Genomic DNA, 18,986 nt, shown 5'->3' on the forward strand with positions numbered 1-18,986 from the left:
TCAAAGCTCCTTGCGGATATCGACGACACGCAGGATGGCGGCGACCATCATGAGCACCACCACAAGCAGCACCACCGCATTGGCGGCGGCCGCCGGATATTGCAGCAGCGACATCTGGTTCTTCATCATCAGCGCCACCGAAGCGCTCTGGCCGCCGGACATGACCTGCACCGTCGAAAAGTCCGCCATCACGAGCGTCACTACGAAGATCGTTCCGATTGCCATGCCGGGCTTGGCAAGCGGAATGACCACGTTCCACAGCACCTGCCAGCCCGATGCGCCGGCATCGCGCGCCGCCTCGAACAGCGACCGGTCGATGCGCATCAGCGTGTTGAAGATCGGCGTCACCATGAACAAGGTATAGAGATGCACCATGGCGAGCACGACGGCGAAATCGGAATAGAGTAGCCATTCTATCGGCTGCGGAATGATGCCCATCTTGATCAGCGCCGAATTGACCAGGCCGTTGCGTCCGAGCACCGGGATCCAGGAGATCATGCGGATGATGTTCGAGGTCATGAACGGAACGGTGCAGACGAGGAAGAGGATCATCTGCGTCGAGGTCTTGCGGATATGGAAGGCCAGGAAATAGGCGATCCAGAAGCCGATGACGAGCGTCAGCGCCCAGACGATGGCGGTGAACTTCAGCGTGTTGAGATAGGTCTTCCACGTCACCCATGAACCGAGCGTGTCGGTGTAGTTCATGGTGAGGAAATCGGGATAGAGGCCGGCGAAGTCGTAATCCCAGAAGCTGACGACAGCGATCATCGCGATCGGCAGCAGGAAGAAGAAGCCGAGAATGACGATCAGCGGCGTCGCCTGGAGGTAGGAGATGGCCGAGGGGGAGAGGCGCAACGCGCGGCTGCGGCGGGCACCCTCTTCCGTGTCTACTGCGATCGTTGCCATATCCCGTTCTCCGTTCTGATTACGTCAGGTTGAACGCAGGCGCGTGCAGCCCCCTCATCCGCCTGCCGGCACCTTTACCTGGGTCGAGCCGCTGGTCTCGACCCGTCCTCCGGACCCCCGCTGGGGAGAAGAGGAATCGCAGCAACGTCTCGGCCACCGCGAACCTTGGTTTGCTTCGCAACGCAGCTGCAAACTCCCGCTTCTCCCCAGCGGGGAGAAGATGCCCGAAGGGCAGATGAGGGGGCGGAGCGAAGCGACGTCTTGAGCGATAGCGAAAGACAGCGGCTCTCCGCCCTCCCGGTAGGCCTTACGCCGCGATGAACTCGTTCCAGCGACGGACCATGTAGCGGTCCTCGTCCATGACCGAGTTCCAGCAGGCGACCGCGCCCATGCGGGCTTCGAAGGCGCCGCCGTCGCGCACCGCACCGGCCTTTTCCATGACCTTGCCTTCGGGAGAGAGGATGTCACCCTGCGCCGGCTTGCCCTCGATCCAGTAGCCCCATTCATCTGCCGTCATGAAGTTCTTGGCGGTCTCCATGCAGGCGGAATAATAGCCCTGGCGGTTGAGGTAGCCGCCGACCCAGCCCGACGTATACCAGTTGATATATTCGTAAGCCGCATCGAGCTGTGCGCCCTTGAGGTGCGAGGCGAGGCCGAGTCCGCCGCCCCAGGCGCGGTAGCCTTCCTTGAGCGGCTGGTATTTGCAGGCGATGCCCTTGGAGCGGACGGCGGCGACGGCCGGCGACCACATCGACTGGATGACGACCTCGCCCGACGCCATCAGGTTGACCGACTCGTCGAACGACTTCCAGAAGGCGCGGAACTGGCCGTCGCCCTTGGCCTTGATGAGGAATTCGATCGTCTTGTCGATCTCTTCCTTGGTCATGTTGCCCTTGTCGGCATATTTGATGTTGCCCAAGGCTTCCATGATCATCGCCGCATCCATGATGCCGATCGACGGAATGTTGAGGATCGAGGTCTTGCCCTTGAACTTCGGATCCATAATGTCGGCCCAGCTCGTAATGTCGCGGCCGACGAGATCGGGACGGATGCCGAGCGTATCGGCATTGTAGATGGTGGGAACCATCGTCATCCACTGCGTCGGCTCCTTGGCGAATTTCTTGGCGCCCTGCGCCTCGACGAAGCCGACCGTGTGCGGTGCGGTGCCCTGAGCGATGACGCTGTCCGGCTTCATCTTGCCGTTGATGAAGAGCGGCACGATCTTGTCGTAATATTTCAGCTTCTTGACGTCCATCGGCTGCAGCACGCCTGTCGGAAACACCTTCTTGGCGATCCAGTATTCGATGTCGGCGATGTCGTAGCTGTCGGGCTGGGTGACGGCACGCTGAGCGGCGGCGTCGGAATCGGTCGCCGTCATCTCAAGCGTGATGCCGAGGTCGGCCTTGCACTTCTCGGCGATGGCGTTGATGTTCGAAACGCCGGTGCCGAACTGGCGAAGCGTGATGTTCGTCTGCGCCCAAATTGTGGGAAAGCCGGTGATCGCTCCGGAGCCGGCGATGGCGCCGACGGCGGCGGCACCCGTCTTCAAGAGCGTGCGGCGGGAAAGACCCTTTTCCGCCTTGGTCGATGTCGTTTCAGTCGTCATGTCAGTTCCCCTTTTCTTGATGTGGAAGTCGATGTTTTTGATTGTTCATGCAGAGACGCGGCCGAGCAGCACCGCATCCTCACGTTCCCAGCTGAGCGAGACCGCGTCGCCGACGGCGACCGGACGGGCGAAATAGTCGTTGTCGTCTGATATGACGGTGAAGTCGTCGCTGCCGGCGCCGAGAACGGTGATCTTCACCGAGGAGCCGCGATATTCGACGTTGGTGACGATGCCGTTGAAGCCGAGCGTCCACTCGGTCGCCACCTGCAGGCGTACGCGATCGGTGCGGATGCCGATATCGACCGGCTCGCCGACTTCCCTGCCCTCGCCCCGCACGGAAAAGCTTTGCCCCTCCGGCACGGTCATGACGAGCATGCCGTCCGCGCTCGAGCTCACCCGCCCGGACAAGACGTTATGGTCGCCCATGAAGCGCGCGACGAAGGCAGTTGCCGGCTTCTCGAAAACCTCGCGGGGTGCCGCCGCCTGCTCGATGCGGCCGTCATTCATGATGACGATGACGTCGGCGAGCGCCATCGCCTCTTCCTGGCTGTGGGTGACATGGACGAAGGTGATGCCGAGCGATTTCTGCAGCTTCTTGAGCTCTGCGCGCATACGGATCTTCAGGAACGGATCAAGCGCCGACAGCGGCTCGTCGAGCAGCAGCGCCTCCGGATCGGTGATCAAGGCGCGGGCCAGCGCCACACGCTGCTGCTGGCCGCCGGAAAGCTGAGCCGGACGCCTGTTGGCATAGGGCTCCATCTGCATCAGCTTCAGCATCTCGAGCGCCTTGGCCCGCCGCTCCGCCTTGTCGACGCCCTTCATCTTGAGGCTGAAGGCGACATTATCGACCAGGTCGAGATGCGGAAACAGCGCATAGGACTGGAACATCATCGCCGTGCCGCGCCGGGCGGGCGGAAGATCGGTGACGACTGCTTTGCCGAGCCTGATATCACCGGAAGAAATGCTCTCATGGCCGGCGATCATGCGCAGCGTCGAGGTCTTGCCGCAGCCCGACGGGCCGAGGAAGCAGCAATAGGAACCGGCCGGAATCTTCAGGCTGATCCCATGCACCGCCGTCGTCGCTCCGTAGACCTTCGAAACGGATACTATATCGATCTCTGCCGCTTTCGACATCATGCCTTCCCCTGTTCGAGAAAGATGATGCATCTGCCGTGCCAATCGCCTCCAACTTCGGTTAAGCTCTTACCAGGAAAGGACTTTAACACTCGAAACCGTGCAGGCGCATTTTATGAGCACCGCATCGTCTGCACATCATTTAGGCTATCGTCTGCAATTTGCGCAGAAAATCGTATACAATTTAACCGCTGTTTCGATGACAAATTCCGTTTAACTTTTGCCGCGAAGCCGGGTATGGTTTGCCCGCCATCAGGGAATAGTCTTCATGAAATCCGCCGCTAAGGCCATGCAGGCCGAAGAAGTCGCCGAAACCGGCGCGCACCAGATCCGCGACGCCATTCGAGAGGCGATCGTCGAGCGCAGGCTTTCCCCCGGCACCAAGCTTTCCGAAAGCGATGTCGGCAATCTTTTCAATGTCAGCCGCACACTTGCCCGCGCAGCGCTGCAGGCGCTTTCCTATGAGGGCCTGGTCAGCGTCGAGAAGAACCGCGGCGCCTTCGTTGCCTATCCCTCCCCTGATGAGGCCCGCCAGATCTTTTCTGCCCGGCGCCTCGTCGAGCCCGGCATATTACGCGAGGCGGCGGCGCGGATCACCGCTGACGATATCAGGAATCTGCGAGAGCTTTTGCAGGAAGAGGGCCGCCTGATGAGCGAGCGCGGCCAGACGGCCCGGCGCGCGGAGATCAAGGCATCCGGCGATTTCCATCTGATGCTGGCGGAACTTTCAGGCAATGCGATCATGCAGCGCTTCATGGAGGAGCTTGTCGCCCGCTCATCGCTTGTCATCGCGCTCTACGGCCAGTCGACCGCTTCCAGCTGCGGCCATTCCGAACATGGCGACATCATCTCTGCGATCGAAGGCAACGAACTCGACCGCGCCTGTCAGCTGATGCTGCATCACATCGCCCATATCGAGGCCGACCTCGACCTGCGCGAACGCAAGAGCCTCGGCCTCAAGGAAGCCTTCGAACTCTGAACGGGTGAGCGCACGTCTCTCGCAGCTATCACGACGCCTTCTTCGGCAGCTTGTCCAGCGCGGCGAAAATTTCTTCCGCCGTGCGCGGCTCGCTGGAGCGCAGCTTCACCGTGCCGTCACGCCCGATCAGGATAAGTCCGAACTCGCTGTAAGGCGGCCCCTGCAGCCGCTCGCGAATATCGTCTGCATCAAGCTCCCAGCCATCGTCGAACAGCGAGAAAGCGCCGCCGCCGGCGATGATGAAGACTTCGACGTCTTCCTCGATGAGGCGCATCTGTGCATTCCGGAGCCATTCGTCCTGGATTGCTGGGCGGTCGTCCTGCGCATCGGCGAAGATGATCAGCACCCGTTTGCTGTCTCGAAACCGCTCGAGCGATTGTGGAAGTTCCGGCTCACGTCGCGGTGTGCCGATGATTTCATGAACGATGGATCTCAGCATGGTGCTATTCCTCGCCCGTTATCTCACGGGCTGTAACTGCGCCATTGCAGCGGCCGCGCATTTCAAGCTGCGCGAGAACGCTGTAACGCGCTGAATAACTGAATAATTCCCAATCCGGTACGAACTGGGAACATGCAGTAAACGGCTGGCAATGGGGGAGGTTCCGACGAAGCGGAAAAGGATCGCAACTCCTAAAGCGCATCGCGATCTTTCAGAATCGCTTCTTGCGCTTTAGGTCTTTGTTTGCCGCACGTCGTTATCGCAAAACCGCAGCACACTTTTGCGCGACATGCTTTGGCCGCGATCCCCTCCCCGTCAGTCGCGGTTCTGGTCCTCGGCCGCATGCGCCGAGACGGCGACGAGGTCCGCTGTGCCGTTGGCAAGCAGGCGTTTGCGCACCAGCACGCGCATGACGCGTGCCGCCGTCGAGAAGGTCATCTGGTCGAGGGGACCTTCGCCCTCCCACGGCTTGGTCAGCCGCTCGGTGACGGCGCCGACGATATTCATCGGCACGATGTCGGTGCATTCACGCATGGCTTCGAAAACGAAGCTGATCGGGATGACCCTTCCTTCATGGGTCACGATCGGTTCGGTCAACTCACTGTCCCATTCCTCGAAAGCGTAAAGGGCTTCGCGAAACAGCTGCTGGAGGGTAAACGGCGCGTGGCCGTTATGAAGTGGCGGCAGGGCATTCATCATGTCTGTCTCCTCTTGATGGATTAAGCCAAATCCTCCTGGATCGGTCGGCATGAACGCGGGGAACGCAGCGTTTTTTGCCCCTGCGGACCGAATAACACGATTGATTCTATAGAGTAACCTTTCGTGAATAAAGCCCATTTCTCGGCCGAGGCGGCACCCGTTTTCCTAAACGCATGAAATTCCTGCATGTTTTAGGCGAAATTTTCTCAGCGAGCCGGGTTCTTGAAAATTCATGCCAGCCGCGTGACAATGCTGCGGGAGCGGAAAAAACCCCGAGAAATCACGGAACTTTTGCCGCTGTAATCTGTTTTGTTCGCGCACTTCGTAAAAGCAGATGGGGTTACCACCAATGACGCAGATCCGTGAACCGGAGCGGCGGACCAAAGTCCTGCGCGGCCGTCCATACAGCCTTGACGAATTCGCCTCCAAATATGGCCTGCGCAGCGACCAGGCCGAGAGCCTGTTTACCCGTTTCGGGCCTTCCTCAATCGAACTCGATTTGCTGATGGCAGCCAAGCGCCGCGCGCCTGTTCTGCCGGACAGAATTGCCGAATAACGCCTTTCACGGGAATCGATAGATGAGCGACAGACGCCATGAGTGGATCAGCAAACGGGCCTATGCGATCTGGGAAGAACAGGGCCGCCCTGACGGCCGGGATGGCGAACATTGGCGCCAGGCAGTCGCCGAGCGGGACGCGCTGGAACGCACGCAGGCCTCCGTCGATGGACGCGAGGTGCTGGTAAAGTTCCGCCCGAAGCCGCCACGGCCAGAACTGCCGCGCGACGGCTGGCTCACCCCGCCTGCCAAGGCCGGCTGATCCGACGGCCAACCGCGAGATTCTGCACGGCGCCGCCCAATTGCACTGCATCCCGGATGCCGGTGGCCGGCCTCGTCCTTCAAGGCCCCCGCGGGGCGCCTCAGGATGAGGGCGGAGAGAGGGTGCGGGTTGTGGCACCGGAACGCGGAGTGGCACGCCAGAACCCCACTCTGTGGGACATGGCACATAAGGTAACCGCTTCTGCGGTGTGCCAACACCTAGCCGCGACCCGCCGCAGCCGCTTGGCAACCATCCGACACATCGATCAGCCCGCCACGGCACAGGATGGCCCACCAGCCACACGGCACACCGACCAACCCTCATCCTGAGGTGCGTAGGCCAAAGGCCGGAGCCTCGAAGGACGGGGGCGGTGATCAGCGGCACCCTTGCGGAAGAGGCGCCGGTGGATGAGGGCGGAGAGAATGTGTGGCTTGTCTGACGATGGCGGAAAGAGGCGCGGTTTGCCTCACCGCAGAACGGAGCGGCGCGCCGAAGGGGAGCGTCGATAATGGCACAGTCCAACCCTTTCCCCGAACAACGCTGTTTCCGCTTGAAACACTTCGTCAAGCATATTGGCACAAATCCATGGAGTACGGGTTTTTCTTTCACCCGCCCCCGACATTGCCGCTCGACACTCCCCTCGCAAAATCGGAAACGGAACAGGGATGAAAAACTGCGCAAGCGCGAAGCGTGATTCCATCCGGCCGCGGCGCTGATTGATGCCCGGCCGGAGCCTCTCAGGTCGGGGAAAACCTCACACTGCCCGCCGGGGCGGACCATGTCAGAAGGCGTTGTTTTCCTGGCAAAGCGCCCGGTGGACCTCGGTCCAGAACAGCGCCAGCGGGGTGTCGCCGTTGCGTTCGGCAACAAGGGCGCGGATCAACGCTTCGGAACCTGCCATGTCCTGCCAGCTGGATTTCAGGCCTTTGGCGGCCTGTCGGCATTCGGCAATCTCGAACGGTCTCTTGCTGTCCATATGAGGTCTCCTCATGAAGGCGCTAGCAGGCGGCGGCCGGATTGTCATTCCCCGCATATGTGGGGATGCCTTGTATTTATGACGGTCCTCGCGGTAGGATTGAGGGAACTGGGACAATGGAAATGATCGAGAATACCTACAGCGACAAGTTCGAACCCGCTTTCGAACAGATCAAGGCTGCAACCAATGTGGATGCCGCCATTCGTATTCTCCAGGCGGAATATGGCCTCGATTTCGTGACCTACCATCTCGCCCAGACGATCGCGAGCAAGATCGATTCGCCCTTCGTGCGCACCACCTATCCGGATGCCTGGGTCTCCCGCTACCTCTTGAACAGCTATGTGAAGGTCGATCCGATCGTCAAGCAGGGTTTCGAGCGCCAGCTGCCCTTCGACTGGAGCGAAGTCGAGCCGACGCCGGAAGCCTATGCCATGCTGGTCGACGCCCAGAAGCACGGCATCGGCGGCAACGGCTATTCCATTCCCGTCGCCGACAAGGCGCAGCGCCGCGCGCTCTTGTCGCTGAACGCCCGCATACCGGTCGAGGAATGGGCCGAGCTTGTGCGCCGCTGCCGCAACGAATGGATCGAGATCGCCCATCTGATCCACCGCAAGGCCGTCTACGAGCTGCATGGCGAGAATGATCCGGTGCCGACATTGTCGCCGCGCGAGATCGAGTGCCTGCACTGGACCGCGCTCGGCAAGGATTACAAGGATATCTCGGTGATATTGGGCATATCGGAGCACACGACGCGCGATTACCTGAAAACCGCCCGCTTCAAGCTCGGCTGCGCCACGATTTCGGCCGCCGCCTCGCGCGCCGTGCAGTTGCGCATCATCAATCCCTGAGAATCGGAATCGATTTTCCGAAAATACGACGTGTCGATTCAAAAGCCGAAGGAGCGCGATCTTCCCGGCTGCGCCTCGTCTTCGCCTGTCGCGACCCAATCCTCATACTTTTGGGCTAATCCCCCCATCTGAGGGGGCCCATCTGAGGGAATTTCCGATCCGGCCTGCCTGAACCATTCTGCTCTCCACGAACTGCAAACGCTGGAGGGCAAAATGTTCGTTATCATTCAGGCACATGAGTATCAGAAACACGCCGCCGTACTCGAGCAGATGTTCCGCCTGCGCAAGAAGGTTTTCGCCGACCAGCTCGGCTGGGACGTTCCCGTCATCGGCCCCTACGAACGCGACGGCTACGATTCGCTTTCTCCGGCCTACCTCGTCTGGTGCAACGACAGCCGCACGCGCCTTTATGGCGGCATGCGCCTCATGCCGACGACCGGTCCGACGCTTCTCTACGACGTCTTCCGGGAGACCTTTCCGGCTGCCGCCGATCTCGTCGCCCCGGGCATCTGGGAAGGCACGCGCATGTGCATCGACGAGGAGGCGATCGCCAGGGATTTCCCCAATATCGATGCCGGCCGCGCGTTCTCGATGATGCTGCTTGCGCTGTGCGAATGCGCGCTCGATCACGGCATCCATACGATGATTTCCAACTACGAACCCTATCTCAAGCGCGTCTACAAACGCGCAGGCGCCGAAGTGGAAGAACTCGGCCGCGCGGACGGCTACGGCAAGTATCCCGTGTGCTGCGGCGCCTTCGAAGTGTCTGACCGCGTGCTGCGCAAGATGCGCGCCGCCCTCGGCCTGACCCAACCCCTTTATGTCAGACATGTTCCGGCCCGCTCGGTCGTGACCCAATTCCTGGAGATGGCAGCATGAAACGCCTCGTTGAAACCGCAACACCGAAAGACATCACCGCCCTGGAGCGCCATGTCCTCGCATCCCGCGACATCGCCACGCAGATAGGGGATCCCTTCCTCTCCTATCTGCTCTCGATGGCGCTGTTCACGATCTACGAAAAGAAGGCTCAGCATGAGAATGAGGCGCTGAAGAGCAGCTTCGGCTGAGGGCGCGGGCCCCCTCCGCCGCGCCTGAAGAGGGGCACGCCTCGCAGCGCCTCGCGCGCGGCCGCAAAACCTGTCCCCGTTTTGCGGCTGCGCGCCCCGCTCACCTCGGGTCGCCAACGCATCAGGGACACATCAAGCCATCAGTGAATCGATCGTCGCAATCAGCGTGTCGTGCAGATAAGGTTTGGGCAAGAAGGCGGCATTGGCAGGCAGCGCCAAGGGATCGAGCCGCACCATGCCTGAGGTGATGATGATGCCGATATTCGGCCGCATCGCCCTCACCCGCTTGGCAAGCTGGATCCCATCCATCGACCCGGCCATATTGACGTCTGTGAACAGGATATCGACGTCCTGCCGACCCTTCAGCACGACCAGCGCCTCATCCGCATTCGCCGCCTCCAGCGCCACATGGCCGACATCCTCCAGCACATCGAGGATATTGAACCGGATCAGCGGCTCATCCTCCACGATGAGCACCACGGCACTGTTCGAAGCCACCATCTGCAATCGCCCTTTTCATGCGGAATCTGATTCGAATAAGTCTTTCCGCCATGCGAAGGTTCCAGTCCTTTTGCCCACGAAATACGCATCATCCACAGATGTTGTCCTGCCCGCTTGTGGCTCCCTGCAATTTGGGCTAGAGCGAACCGATGCTGCGGGAACCATTGCCCTAGCATCCAGGTGCCGTCACCGGCGCCAAGGGCCTGTAGCTCAATGGTTAGAGCCGGCGGCTCATAACCGCTTGGTTGGGGGTTCGAGTCCCTCCGGGCCCACCAATTCATCTATCTCGCCAACTACCCGGCAGCGTTTGAATTAAGCTGGACGATTCACGGCGGCCTCCGCCTAGCAAATAAACGTGTGGGATCGATTTCAGACTACTTGGTGGCGAACGCGCAGATCGCTACACTAGACCTTCCGCTGACGAACTATATCCGCGAGGTCAACCTTGGCTATCACCGCCTTCATTTCCTACTCGCACGCCGACTCGAAGCATCTCGAAAGGCTTCACAAGCATATGGCCCAGCTTCTCAGAGACGAAGTCTTCGAGACGTGGACGGATCACGCCATCCTCGCCGGGTCGAAACTCGACAACGAGGTCTTCACGGCCCTCCGGTCAAGCCAAGTCTTCATAGCACTCGTCAGCCCCGACTATCTAGCCTCTAACTATTGCTATGAGAGAGAATTCGAAGAGGCGCAGAAGCTCGAAGCGGCTGGAAAGCTGCACATTGTGCCCGTGATCGTTGAACCCTGCGACTGGCTATCTTCGCCCTTCAGTACGCGCATGGCGCTGCCAACGGATGGCAAGCCGATACCGGAGTGGACGAACGAAAATGTCGCGTATCTGAACGTCATCCAAGGGCTTCGAGCCGTCGCGACATCCACGTACAAAAAGACTTCGAATCCTCTTGGCGAGCGCGCTACACCGGAAGTGGGCGGTCGCCGCTTGAAGATCAAACAAGAATTCGACACCATCCAGCGGCGAGATTTCGCGGACGAGGCGTTCCGCGTCATTCGAGAGTATTTCAAGACGTCGTGTGAGGAACTAGATCAGGCCGAGGACCTCCGCGCCCGTTTTGAAAACATGGGCGATAATTCATTCACATGCACTGTAGTCAATCGCGGCTACAAGGGCGGCCGAGACGCACACATCACTGTCCACAACAGCAAGGGCAGCCGCCATCACTTCGGCGACATCAATTACTCATGGCAATCTCATGGCGAATCCAACACGTCGAATGGCTCCGTTCAAGTTGATGCTGACGAGTACAACATGTTCCTGTCATTGAACGAATTCATCAGCAACGACAAGAAGCGATACGATGCGAAGCAGGTAGCAGACGCTCTCTGGCTCGAGTTCACCAAACAGGCAGGAATTGAATATGACTGAGGTCAAGCGCTTCCAATGCCTCAACTGCGGGCATCGATTTGAAATCGATGTTTTGACCACTGAGGAGAAGAAAGAGGCGAAGCGGAAGGACGAACCTGTCTATCCTGTCGCTTGCGCGCAATGCCGCAGGACGGATGTGAGGCCGGGTTGGGGTTAGATACTCGGCTCAAGCCTCCCCGATATACTGAATGGACCGATTTCCCTTTGTGACGGCATCAAAGACTTCTAGACCGGATGCCGCCAACATATCGTTCCAGATGGCATTCATGTCGTCGAAAGCTTGGTCGAGGAAGTCCTTTGTGACATACTTCTCCCATGATGCCTGCTGGAAAGGAAGGGCTTCCAGTTCCTCGTGTGTGGTGATCAGCTCGTCTTCCTTGCGCGTAATGATCTCAGGTTTGCCGTGAGCGAGCTGATCCCGTAGCGCCTTGAGGTCTTTCACTGTCTTGTGGGGGCGTTTCCCGAAATCCACCTTCAAGCCCACATGCTTGGCGACGATCTTAATCTTGGCTTTGATCTGATCCCGTTCGTCCCACTTCGTCGGGGCAAGCTTCCATCCGAAGAAATTCACATGGGCCTCCATCGCGAAGGCGATTATGATGAGGCATGCGGTCATCTCTAAGCCGACGCCTTCGCGGTCATCCTTCGCAAGCCGCTCCGCGATCCGCTGACGAAAATAGAAGGCCGTGTTGGCGAGATTATTGTGCACGAAGATTTCTTGCTTGTGGTGCAGCTTCACCTTTATCTTGCGCACGCGATCCCCCCGGTCTTCTGAAAGCGGTCATAGCATCCTTCGCCACCTTTATTGCGCCGCTGCGGGGAAGAAAATTGGATGAGTTGATCTTCCGCGGAATGATGGTTCAAACACCAGCGCTAGATCGTTGGTGGCGTCTGACCGAGCGCTTTTCAACCAGCTCCTGCCATCAGGCTATGAGATCGGGGGCCGATGCTACTGAGCAATCAGAGGATTTTGCTGACATTGCCATGGAATGCAAAAGCCCCTCATGGCGGGGCTTCTTATCGCTGATCCAACTGAACACTTCTTAGAACTTCACGCCGATCCCGAACTTGAGTTCGTGCTGGTTGAGGTCGACATCAACACCGAGAATGTCCTTCTCACCGAAGTCATTATACCGATACTCGCCGCGGGCGAAGATATTGTTGGTGATCGCAAAGTCGACGCCGGCGCCGACGGTGTAGCCGTTGAAGGTCTCCGTTTCCTTGTCTAGCCCCGGCAGGTCCACGTATCCACGCGTGGCGGTCCAACCAGCCGCGCCATAAAGCAGCGCTCTGTCAAAGGCATAGCCGACACGACCACGAACAGCGCCAGCCCAATCGGTGCCGACATCCGCCCCCAGCGCTTCCTCTTCGTTCCAGTTGTATTCGAGGTTGCCCTCGATACCGACAACGATATTGTTGTCGAACTGGAAATTGTAACCCGCAAATGCACCGAAAACGCCGCCGTTAAAATCCTGAGAATCGCTGGCGCCGCCGGCGCTGAAGTCACCGTTTAGCCAACTGGCGCCGCCATCGATGCCGAGATACGGGCCTGACCAGGTGAAAGCTGGCGCAGCCGCAACAGGTGCGGCCGGCACGTCCTGCACGGCATCCGCTGCAAATGCGCTCGTTGCGACAAGTGCTAGAAAAGTGGTGGCGATCGTGAGCTTCATGTTCGTGACCCCATGTCTTACAACACAACTGCAGGCTACAGCCTAACTCAACAAATAGCTGTAACGCCAAAGACACACTCGCAGAACCATACGGTAGAGAACATATCCGACGAAGCGGTCATGGCAAGTATCGCACCTTCTAATAACTGCAAGACCGCCCATCGCCAGGTCTAAACCCATCGGCGCAGGCAGGGTTCAGGGGACGACTCTCCTGATAGTAACCGCCGCTGATCGACGACGTCTGATCGACGCTTTCGGTCGACGTACAGGCCGAAATGATCGTCGAAAGGGTGATCAGCGTTCCGGTCGCGATAAAGGCGAAAAATCGGTTCATCTGAGGCTCTCCTTCGGAGGGGCATGGCTTTGCCCCAAGCCGGCAATCTACCACGCCGCGGCGGGAAGCGGCGTTGATTCATGGCATTGGCTGCTCTTGCCGGCCTCTTGTAACGCTAAAGTGATCGCCTCTTCGCCCATGTTTTCAAGCCCATGCGCTGTCACATAACTGTCATGCAAAATTGCCCATTGTTATGGCAGCCTGCGCAAAATATATGCCGCCGGCTAACAAAAAAAAGAATGAGTGAACTGCCATGAGCATACAGAAACTTTTCAACCGCAATCTCCTCACCCGTTTCGTCGCCGGTCTCGGTGCGGTTCCCCAGCGCATTCGCGAAGCCCGCGAAGAGCGCAAGCCCGCGATTCATCCCTCCTTCATGGATGATTTCGGCGCCTGACGCGCGGCAAGCCGCCGCCGGCGGCTCCTTCGAGCGGCGGCGGACAATTCTTTTCGGAACCAGATTCGATCGATCGGCCGGCCTTCGGCCCGCCCGCCGATCCTGCCGAACTCGACATAGCCGAGTGTCGGATAAGGACGACGCTTTACTGTGGCCTCCGTCTGCCGCGGGCCTACTGGGGCCGGCGCAGCACCCTCTCCTCCCGCACCCTCACATTTTTCTCCCGATCCGCATCCGCCCCTTCCCTTCCGCCGCAATAGCTTCACAATCAACCGACAGAAAGCTGATCCGGGAAACGACAACTAGGGAACGAAACATGGCGCCGATTCTGTCCAAGACACTTGTGATGACTGCTCTTTTGGCCCTGCCGCTCGGCAGTGCCGCACCCGCCTTGGCGCAGGAAGCAAAGCCGCGTGAGGCGGTGATTTCGGTAACGGGCGATGGCGAATCGGCCGTGGCGCCCGATATGGCCATCGTCAATCTCGCCGTCGTCAAGCAGGCGAAGACCGCCCGTGAAGCGCTCGACGAGAACAACAAGGCGATGAACGATGTGCTGAAGGCGCTGAAGGACGGCGGTATCGCCGAGCGCGATCTGCAGACATCAGGCTTCTCCATCCAGCCTCAGTATAATTATCCGCAGCCGGTCGACGGCCAGCAGCAGCAGCCGCAGCTGATCGGCTACCAGACGATCAACTCCGTCACCGTGCGCCTGCGCGACCTTTCCAAGCTCGGCCAGGTGATCGACCAGTCCGTCACCCTCGGCATCAACCAGGGCGGCGACATCCAGTTCACCAACGACAAGCCGGAAGCGGCGTTCGAAGAGGCGCGCAAGAACGCCGTCGCCGAGGCCGTCAAGAAGGCGAAAACGCTGAGCGAAGCCGCAGGCGTCAAGCTCGGCCGCATCCTCGAGATCAACGAGAATGTGCCGCGCCCGCTGCCGCAGCCCGCTTATCGCGCCACGATGATGAAGGAAGCCGACGCAGCTGCCGTCCCCGTCCAGGGCGGCGAGAACAATTACACTGTCAGCGTCACCGTGACCTTCGCCATCGAGCAGTAAATGGAAGCGGCAGCGCGTCTTTTTGCGGGCGCGCGATAGGCCGCAGATCCGCGGCAGGTTGATGCTTGCGCGGTTCGCGCCGGTGCTGCCGAAGACCCCTCCCCACAAGGGGCGGGGCTTAGATGCCGCAAACTGCGCGCAAAGGAATCCCACAAAAAAGAAAACCGCCCTTGCCGATCGGGGAGACTGGCAAAGGCGGTTCTGGTGGCCGCACCGGGGAGACGAGGCCGGTGTTCTGCAAAAATCAGCGGCGCAAAGCGGGGCAGCCGCGGACGTTGGCGAAGCTCATTTCGTCGGGGCCGCGGCGGGTCCAGCCCTGGACGATGACGCGGCGCGGGGTGATGTCGACGACGCGCGGACGGCGGAAACCCCAATCGCGGGCGAGATCTTCCGCCAGCCGCGGATCGCAACCGCGCGGGCGGCGCCGCTCGAAGCCCGGCGGCGGAGGCGGACGGCGATAATCGCGCGGCGGATCACGATCCTGATCGCCGATAATGATACTGAATTGGGCGGCCGCCGGGACCACGGTGCCGGCAAGAGTACCGGCGGCAAGCATGGCGGCAAGACCCGCCTTTGCCAGAAACTGCATCATCGAAAAACCTTTCGTTCTATAGTCGGTGCGGTCGAGCCGCCCTCCCCACTCTCCGCATCACGCCGAAGCGTCAGTGGAATCACTTATACAAATCAGAGAAGAGACGGCTGAAAGTGTCGCCGTCAAGGCAAAAGGGGCGGCAAGCGCATGTCGGCGCTTGCCGTTCCGGTGTTCAGCGCCGGATCAGCGGGCAACCTCGGACATTGGCGAAGACCATCCTGTCCCAGCCGCGACGGTCGCGCCCGGCGACGACGACGACACGCGGCGACATGCGGGTAATGTGGGCTCTGCGCAGGCCGAAATCGCGCGCCTTGCGCACGGCGTGCATCGGCGAGCAGCCGCGGATCGGACGATGATATTGCGCCTCGACGATGAAGTTCGTCTGCGGCCCTGCGGCTGCCGCCGTGGAAACAGTGGCCGGAACGGATGAGAGGGCGAGCACTGCGGCAAGGCAAGCCTTGGTGAGGAAATGCGTCATGGAGTGTCTCCGTCGATTGGTCTTTTAAGCTCTCCCGTTGGGGATTGCCTCGAGACTAAACGCGGCAATCTGAATGCTGTTCGAACCGGCCATTCAGTTTGCATTCACAAGAAGATGAGCGGTTTTCGACGGCTCTTCTTTCGATCGGGATTGGCATGATCGTCTGGACCTCTCGTCCGACGGAGACCGCTCATCGCCCGCCCCGTCCTTCGAGGCTCCGGCCTTCGGCCTGCGCGCCTCCAGGATGAGGGCTGATACGGGGTGCCGTGTGGCTGAGGCGCTGATCGGGTGTGCCGTGCGGATGGTGTTTGATGGTGTGCCATGGCCTCAGCGAGGCAAAGACGCGCGGCGCTCTCAGGCCCCGAGATGCAGCACGATTTCACGCCGGTGCGGCCGGTCGCGATGTTCGAAGAGGTAGAGGCCCTGCCAGGTGCCCAGCGTCAGGCGCCCTCTGGAAACGGGAACGCCGATCGACACCTGCGTCAGCGCCGCCTTGATATGCGCCGGCATGTCGTCCGGCCCCTCGGCCCTATGCACGACCCAGCCCATCGATGGATCGGAGGCCGGCGGCACGAGGCGGCGGAAGAAGGAAAGAAGGTCGCTGCGCACGTCTGGATCGGCATTTTCCTGGATCAGCAGCGAACAGGATGTGTGGCGCACGAAGACGGTGAGAAGCCCCTCCTCCCGTCCCGAGGCGCTGACGAACGCCTCCGCCTGATCGGTGAATTCGTAAAGTCCCTGGCCGCGTGTGGACAGGGTGAGGATTGTCTGGGGCACGGGCGCTCTCCGTCTCGCAATGACTTCTCCCGCGAGTTGGCGCGCCATGACGGCCAAGTCAATGGCCGTCGCACGGGCAGATTGATGCCCGCCACCCGGTCAGGGCCCGTTCACCAGCTTGAGGATGAGCTGCTGGATATTGCCGCCGTCGCCCATTTCGACCTTGTCGAAGTCGCGGCCGCGCTGGCGCTGCCGTGCGGAAATCTCGCCGAGGCGCCGGGTCAGCTCAACCCTGATTTTCTGGCAATCGGGGTCGTCGGCAACCGTGAAGCCGACGCTCATCGCCTCGATTTCCTTGACCATGTCCTTGATGGTTTCGCCATGCACCCGCTCATGCGCGGCAACGCCTGAAATGAAACCATCCCAGCTGCTCTTGACGGCTGACGGCAGCGCGGCCGAGGGCTTGGGCAGCGTATAAGTGATGATGAGCTTCGGCTTGTTGGTCGTGATAACGCAGGCGTTGCCCTGCGGCTCGTATTTGCGGGTCCAGGTCAGCTTGAACGTCGTATGCGCGACAACCCGGCCCGTCACGCCGGCCTTGGGGCCCTGTGCCCCGATCGATTGATAAAGTTCGGCACCGGTCTTGCCTGAAATCGAATAGGGCCGCACTTCCTCGATCGCCTGCCATTCGGTCTGCGCCGCGGCAGGTCGTGCGGCGAAAACTGCTGCCAATAGGTAGGGTAGAAAAGTCTTCGTCACGCTCCGCCCCGTCAAGTGATTCCCGCCACCCTAACGGCGCCGTTCCTCCCTTTCAACGCGCATGCGATGCGGCAGATATCAGCGCGGCTCTCTGGAGATGCTGAGATAGGCGGGGTCGAATTCGGCGATCTCCTGCAGGCGTTCCCAATCGACGATGGTGATCGTTCGGTTCTCCCAGGTGAAGACGCCCTCGCGCCTGAGAGCCTGCAGCGTCTTGTTGAGGTGGACCACCGATATACCGAGCACGTCCGCCATCTCGATCTGCGTCAGCGGAAACTGAAAGCTTTCGCCCCGAGTGCGCCTGACGACCTTCAGCCGCATGAAGAGTTCGCAGACGAGATGGGCGATCTGGGCGCGTTTGGAGCGCCGCCCCATGGCGACGATCCATTCCCGGTGAATGGCGCCGTCGACCAGCGTGTCGAGCCAAAGCAGCCGCGTCAAATGCGGCATGCGCTCGGTGATCGCCCTCAAGTCGGCATGATCGGCTAAAGCGACGTGGCAAGGTGAGAGCGCAACGATGCCATGATCCATTATCTTGACGGGAAAAGCATGGAGGTCGACAAAGTCGCCGGCAACATGAAGTGCGGTGATCTGCCGGCTGCCGTCCGCCATCACCTTGTAGCGCGCCGCGAACCCGTCGAGCAGCAGCGTGCTGAAGGGCGGCCGGCTGCCTTGGGAAACGAGATCTTCTCCGACGGCGAATTGCCTGTCCTTGACGAGGATCGACCGAAGAAGGTTTTCCTCCTCGTTCGACAGCACATCACGGCTTCCAAGGTTCAGCAACAAGGGTTCAATCACGGTCCTGTCTCCCGCTATCGCAAGGGCTCGGGGCCGTCTCGGTGCAACCTGTATTTTCTATAGGAATCAAGGCCTAGCCTCGGGAACAATTGTCTTCATTGGTTATTTCCTCTCTGACGCGCAGGAAAGAACATGGCTCGCTACTATTTCGATCTACACAACGGGGAAGGTCCGACCCGCGACGAGCACGGCACCGAGCTCAAATCTCGTGAAGACATCCCCAAAGAGGTGACCCGCATCCTGCTGGACGTGGCGCGAGACGAATTGCCGGCAGGTGACCGCATGACGATTGCCGTTACCGTCCGCGACGAGCGCGGCGATCCTGTCACAGTCGCCAGTCTCGTCTTCAGCAATGAATGGGTCGACGTCATTCGATGACGGCCTCTGGATGCCGGCGGGTCCCATATACGCATCAATCCAACTGGTCGATGGATGCGCTCTAGCTCCTTGCTTTCATGCATGTCGTCATCCGCACACTTCCGGGAGCGACATGCATTAAGACCCACCCCGGCGGGCGGCAATTAAATTTGACATAGTTCCGCGAGTGGCCCGAAAGCGTCGACAGGCATTTCTCCGGTGAGGTCCGATCGCTTCTATTTCGCGATCTCTTCCAGAATCAGCCGAATTTCCGCAAGCGGTTTGCGGCTTTCGTCGAAAAGTTCGACCGAAAGCATGTTCAAAGGCGCAGTGGGCAGGCCTTCGGCTGCCATTTCCGCGAGGACCCTTCGCGCCTCTGCCTTCGCAGCCTCGACGGATTCGAATTCGTATCCGGTCTCGGTGCCGACACCATCGCGATCGAAGAGCTGGAAGTGGAATTTCGGCAC

Annotated in this window: 26 protein-coding genes and 1 tRNA gene; 11 read left to right on the forward strand and 16 right to left on the reverse strand. The window is 60.1% G+C overall.

Going from position 1 to position 18,986, the window contains the following annotated elements:
- The 3 genes from B5E41_RS05740 to B5E41_RS05750 form a co-directional block, all read right to left on the reverse strand.
- On the reverse strand, nt 1–906 hold the full coding sequence (locus B5E41_RS05740; protein WP_088391779.1) for an ABC transporter permease: 906 nt from the start codon (nt 904–906) through the stop codon (nt 1–3).
- Nucleotides 907–1,213: 307 nt separating this feature from the next.
- On the reverse strand, nt 1,214–2,512 hold the full coding sequence (locus tag B5E41_RS05745; protein ID WP_088391781.1) for an ABC transporter substrate-binding protein: 1,299 nt from the start codon (nt 2,510–2,512) through the stop codon (nt 1,214–1,216).
- A gap of 45 nt (nt 2,513–2,557) precedes the next feature.
- Nucleotides 2,558–3,646, reverse strand: a complete 1,089-nt coding sequence (locus B5E41_RS05750) for an ABC transporter ATP-binding protein (protein ID WP_088391783.1) — start codon at nt 3,644–3,646, stop codon at nt 2,558–2,560.
- 268 nt (nt 3,647–3,914) lie between these two features.
- Between B5E41_RS05750 and B5E41_RS05755 the strand changes: the two genes are divergently transcribed.
- Nucleotides 3,915–4,625, forward strand: a complete 711-nt coding sequence (locus B5E41_RS05755) for a GntR family transcriptional regulator (protein WP_064822436.1) — start codon at nt 3,915–3,917, stop codon at nt 4,623–4,625.
- 28 nt (nt 4,626–4,653) lie between these two features.
- Here the strand turns inward: B5E41_RS05755 and B5E41_RS05760 are convergent, their stop codons facing one another.
- Both B5E41_RS05760 and B5E41_RS05765 read right to left on the reverse strand, forming a co-directional pair.
- The gene (locus tag B5E41_RS05760) at nt 4,654–5,064 is read right to left on the reverse strand and encodes a DUF4174 domain-containing protein (RefSeq protein WP_041678707.1); all 411 of its coding nucleotides are present in this window, start codon (nt 5,062–5,064) and stop codon (nt 4,654–4,656) included.
- Nucleotides 5,065–5,379: 315 nt separating this feature from the next.
- Entirely contained in the window at nt 5,380–5,763 is a 384-nt protein-coding gene (locus B5E41_RS05765) for a BRA0787 family protein (protein ID WP_088391785.1), read from the reverse strand.
- A 349-nt stretch (nt 5,764–6,112) separates the two neighbouring features.
- On the opposite strand from B5E41_RS05765, the gene B5E41_RS05770 reads away from it, so the two are divergent.
- Both B5E41_RS05770 and B5E41_RS05775 read left to right on the forward strand, forming a co-directional pair.
- Nucleotides 6,113–6,319, forward strand: coding sequence for a hypothetical protein (locus tag B5E41_RS05770; RefSeq protein WP_088391787.1), 207 nt, complete (start codon nt 6,113–6,115; stop codon nt 6,317–6,319).
- A gap of 22 nt (nt 6,320–6,341) precedes the next feature.
- Nucleotides 6,342–6,581, forward strand: coding sequence for a DUF2934 domain-containing protein (locus tag B5E41_RS05775; RefSeq protein ID WP_088391789.1), 240 nt, complete (start codon nt 6,342–6,344; stop codon nt 6,579–6,581).
- A 781-nt stretch (nt 6,582–7,362) separates the two neighbouring features.
- Here the strand turns inward: B5E41_RS05775 and B5E41_RS05780 are convergent.
- A complete protein-coding gene (locus B5E41_RS05780; protein ID WP_020921837.1) occupies nt 7,363–7,557 on the reverse strand; it encodes a hypothetical protein in 195 nt (64 codons plus the stop codon).
- A 122-nt stretch (nt 7,558–7,679) separates the two neighbouring features.
- Between B5E41_RS05780 and B5E41_RS05785 the strand changes: the two genes are divergently transcribed.
- The 3 genes from B5E41_RS05785 (at nt 7,680) to B5E41_RS05795 (ending at nt 9,472) form a co-directional block, all read left to right on the forward strand.
- Nucleotides 7,680–8,405 carry a LuxR family transcriptional regulator gene (locus tag B5E41_RS05785; RefSeq protein WP_088392013.1) on the forward strand — a complete coding sequence of 242 codons (726 nt, stop codon included), beginning with the start codon at nt 7,680–7,682 and terminating at the stop codon, nt 8,403–8,405.
- A gap of 213 nt (nt 8,406–8,618) precedes the next feature.
- Nucleotides 8,619–9,284 (forward strand): acyl-homoserine-lactone synthase, encoded by a 666-nt coding sequence (locus B5E41_RS05790; RefSeq protein ID WP_088391791.1) that lies wholly within the window; start codon nt 8,619–8,621, stop codon nt 9,282–9,284.
- A complete protein-coding gene (locus B5E41_RS05795; protein WP_088391793.1) occupies nt 9,281–9,472 on the forward strand; it encodes a hypothetical protein in 192 nt (63 codons plus the stop codon). The genes B5E41_RS05790 and B5E41_RS05795 overlap by 4 nt, the downstream gene beginning before the upstream one ends.
- Nucleotides 9,473–9,604: 132 nt before the next feature.
- Here B5E41_RS05795 and B5E41_RS05800 read toward each other — a convergent pair whose 3' ends face one another.
- Nucleotides 9,605–9,973 (reverse strand): response regulator, encoded by a 369-nt coding sequence (locus B5E41_RS05800; RefSeq protein WP_088391795.1) that lies wholly within the window; start codon nt 9,971–9,973, stop codon nt 9,605–9,607.
- A 199-nt stretch (nt 9,974–10,172) separates the two neighbouring features.
- Between B5E41_RS05800 and B5E41_RS05805 the strand changes: the two genes are divergently transcribed.
- Nucleotides 10,173–10,248 (forward strand) — tRNA-Ile (locus B5E41_RS05805).
- Between the two features lie 170 nt (nt 10,249–10,418).
- On the forward strand, nt 10,419–11,360 hold the full coding sequence (locus tag B5E41_RS05810) for a toll/interleukin-1 receptor domain-containing protein (protein ID WP_064803930.1): 942 nt from the start codon (nt 10,419–10,421) through the stop codon (nt 11,358–11,360).
- 166 nt (nt 11,361–11,526) lie between these two features.
- Here the strand turns inward: B5E41_RS05810 and B5E41_RS05815 are convergent, their stop codons facing one another.
- The 3 genes from B5E41_RS05815 to B5E41_RS05825 form a co-directional block, all read right to left on the reverse strand.
- A complete protein-coding gene (locus B5E41_RS05815) occupies nt 11,527–12,114 on the reverse strand; it encodes a hypothetical protein (RefSeq protein WP_141098743.1) in 588 nt (195 codons plus the stop codon).
- A gap of 289 nt (nt 12,115–12,403) precedes the next feature.
- A complete protein-coding gene (locus tag B5E41_RS05820; RefSeq protein ID WP_088391799.1) occupies nt 12,404–13,030 on the reverse strand; it encodes an outer membrane protein in 627 nt (208 codons plus the stop codon).
- A 139-nt stretch (nt 13,031–13,169) separates the two neighbouring features.
- A complete protein-coding gene (locus B5E41_RS05825; protein ID WP_088391801.1) occupies nt 13,170–13,364 on the reverse strand; it encodes a hypothetical protein in 195 nt (64 codons plus the stop codon).
- A gap of 253 nt (nt 13,365–13,617) precedes the next feature.
- On the opposite strand from B5E41_RS05825, the gene B5E41_RS31615 reads away from it, so the two are divergent.
- A complete protein-coding gene (locus B5E41_RS31615; RefSeq protein ID WP_164517803.1) occupies nt 13,618–13,761 on the forward strand; it encodes a hypothetical protein in 144 nt (47 codons plus the stop codon).
- Nucleotides 13,762–14,077: 316 nt separating this feature from the next.
- Nucleotides 14,078–14,818 carry an SIMPL domain-containing protein gene (locus B5E41_RS05835; RefSeq protein WP_011426178.1) on the forward strand — a complete coding sequence of 247 codons (741 nt, stop codon included), beginning with the start codon at nt 14,078–14,080 and terminating at the stop codon, nt 14,816–14,818.
- Between the two features lie 244 nt (nt 14,819–15,062).
- Here B5E41_RS05835 and B5E41_RS05840 read toward each other — a convergent pair whose 3' ends face one another.
- The 5 genes from B5E41_RS05840 to B5E41_RS05860 all read right to left on the reverse strand — a co-directional run bounded on the left by B5E41_RS05840 (nt 15,063) and on the right by B5E41_RS05860 (nt 18,162).
- Nucleotides 15,063–15,410: a hypothetical protein gene (locus tag B5E41_RS05840; RefSeq protein ID WP_088391803.1), complete on the reverse strand. Its 348-nt coding sequence runs from the start codon at nt 15,408–15,410 to the stop codon at nt 15,063–15,065.
- A 172-nt stretch (nt 15,411–15,582) separates the two neighbouring features.
- The gene (locus B5E41_RS05845) at nt 15,583–15,888 is read right to left on the reverse strand and encodes a hypothetical protein (RefSeq protein WP_088391805.1); all 306 of its coding nucleotides are present in this window, start codon (nt 15,886–15,888) and stop codon (nt 15,583–15,585) included.
- A 354-nt stretch (nt 15,889–16,242) separates the two neighbouring features.
- On the reverse strand, nt 16,243–16,665 hold the full coding sequence (locus tag B5E41_RS05850) for a secondary thiamine-phosphate synthase enzyme YjbQ (RefSeq protein WP_088391807.1): 423 nt from the start codon (nt 16,663–16,665) through the stop codon (nt 16,243–16,245).
- A 99-nt stretch (nt 16,666–16,764) separates the two neighbouring features.
- A complete protein-coding gene (locus B5E41_RS05855) occupies nt 16,765–17,364 on the reverse strand; it encodes a DUF922 domain-containing Zn-dependent protease (RefSeq protein WP_088392015.1) in 600 nt (199 codons plus the stop codon).
- Between the two features lie 78 nt (nt 17,365–17,442).
- Nucleotides 17,443–18,162 (reverse strand): Crp/Fnr family transcriptional regulator, encoded by a 720-nt coding sequence (locus B5E41_RS05860; RefSeq protein WP_088391809.1) that lies wholly within the window; start codon nt 18,160–18,162, stop codon nt 17,443–17,445.
- A gap of 132 nt (nt 18,163–18,294) precedes the next feature.
- Here B5E41_RS05860 and B5E41_RS05865 point away from each other — a divergent pair, with 132 nt between their 5' ends.
- The gene (locus B5E41_RS05865) at nt 18,295–18,540 is read left to right on the forward strand and encodes a DUF6894 family protein (RefSeq protein ID WP_011426184.1); all 246 of its coding nucleotides are present in this window, start codon (nt 18,295–18,297) and stop codon (nt 18,538–18,540) included.
- A gap of 215 nt (nt 18,541–18,755) precedes the next feature.
- On the opposite strand, the gene B5E41_RS05870 is transcribed toward B5E41_RS05865, so the two are convergent.
- A complete protein-coding gene (locus tag B5E41_RS05870) occupies nt 18,756–18,986 on the reverse strand; it encodes a DUF6894 family protein (RefSeq protein WP_020921849.1) in 231 nt (76 codons plus the stop codon).

This window comes from Rhizobium esperanzae, assembly GCF_002204185.1.
GTDB classification, from domain to species: domain Bacteria; phylum Pseudomonadota; class Alphaproteobacteria; order Rhizobiales; family Rhizobiaceae; genus Rhizobium; species Rhizobium esperanzae.

Coding starts and splice junctions, on each gene's coding strand:
- B5E41_RS05765 (WP_088391785.1), bottom strand. CDS start 5,763: ATGATGAATGCCCTGCCGCCACTTCATAACGGCCACGCGCCGTTTACC.
- B5E41_RS05755 (WP_064822436.1), top strand. CDS start 3,915: ATGAAATCCGCCGCTAAGGCCATGCAGGCCGAAGAAGTCGCCGAAACC.
- B5E41_RS05825 (WP_088391801.1), bottom strand. CDS start 13,364: ATGAACCGATTTTTCGCCTTTATCGCGACCGGAACGCTGATCACCCTT.
- B5E41_RS31615 (WP_164517803.1), top strand. CDS start 13,618: ATGAGCATACAGAAACTTTTCAACCGCAATCTCCTCACCCGTTTCGTC.
- B5E41_RS05750 (WP_088391783.1), bottom strand. CDS start 3,646: ATGTCGAAAGCGGCAGAGATCGATATAGTATCCGTTTCGAAGGTCTAC.
- B5E41_RS05820 (WP_088391799.1), bottom strand. CDS start 13,030: ATGAAGCTCACGATCGCCACCACTTTTCTAGCACTTGTCGCAACGAGC.
- B5E41_RS05790 (WP_088391791.1), top strand. CDS start 8,619: ATGTTCGTTATCATTCAGGCACATGAGTATCAGAAACACGCCGCCGTA.
- B5E41_RS05770 (WP_088391787.1), top strand. CDS start 6,113: ATGACGCAGATCCGTGAACCGGAGCGGCGGACCAAAGTCCTGCGCGGC.
- B5E41_RS05865 (WP_011426184.1), top strand. CDS start 18,295: ATGGCTCGCTACTATTTCGATCTACACAACGGGGAAGGTCCGACCCGC.
- B5E41_RS05840 (WP_088391803.1), bottom strand. CDS start 15,410: ATGATGCAGTTTCTGGCAAAGGCGGGTCTTGCCGCCATGCTTGCCGCC.
- B5E41_RS05785 (WP_088392013.1), top strand. CDS start 7,680: ATGATCGAGAATACCTACAGCGACAAGTTCGAACCCGCTTTCGAACAG.
- B5E41_RS05800 (WP_088391795.1), bottom strand. CDS start 9,973: ATGGTGGCTTCGAACAGTGCCGTGGTGCTCATCGTGGAGGATGAGCCG.
- B5E41_RS05745 (WP_088391781.1), bottom strand. CDS start 2,512: ATGACGACTGAAACGACATCGACCAAGGCGGAAAAGGGTCTTTCCCGC.
- B5E41_RS05780 (WP_020921837.1), bottom strand. CDS start 7,557: ATGGACAGCAAGAGACCGTTCGAGATTGCCGAATGCCGACAGGCCGCC.
- B5E41_RS05795 (WP_088391793.1), top strand. CDS start 9,281: ATGAAACGCCTCGTTGAAACCGCAACACCGAAAGACATCACCGCCCTG.
- B5E41_RS05740 (WP_088391779.1), bottom strand. CDS start 906: ATGGCAACGATCGCAGTAGACACGGAAGAGGGTGCCCGCCGCAGCCGC.
- B5E41_RS05760 (WP_041678707.1), bottom strand. CDS start 5,064: ATGCTGAGATCCATCGTTCATGAAATCATCGGCACACCGCGACGTGAG.
- B5E41_RS05845 (WP_088391805.1), bottom strand. CDS start 15,888: ATGACGCATTTCCTCACCAAGGCTTGCCTTGCCGCAGTGCTCGCCCTC.
- B5E41_RS05775 (WP_088391789.1), top strand. CDS start 6,342: ATGAGCGACAGACGCCATGAGTGGATCAGCAAACGGGCCTATGCGATC.
- B5E41_RS05835 (WP_011426178.1), top strand. CDS start 14,078: ATGGCGCCGATTCTGTCCAAGACACTTGTGATGACTGCTCTTTTGGCC.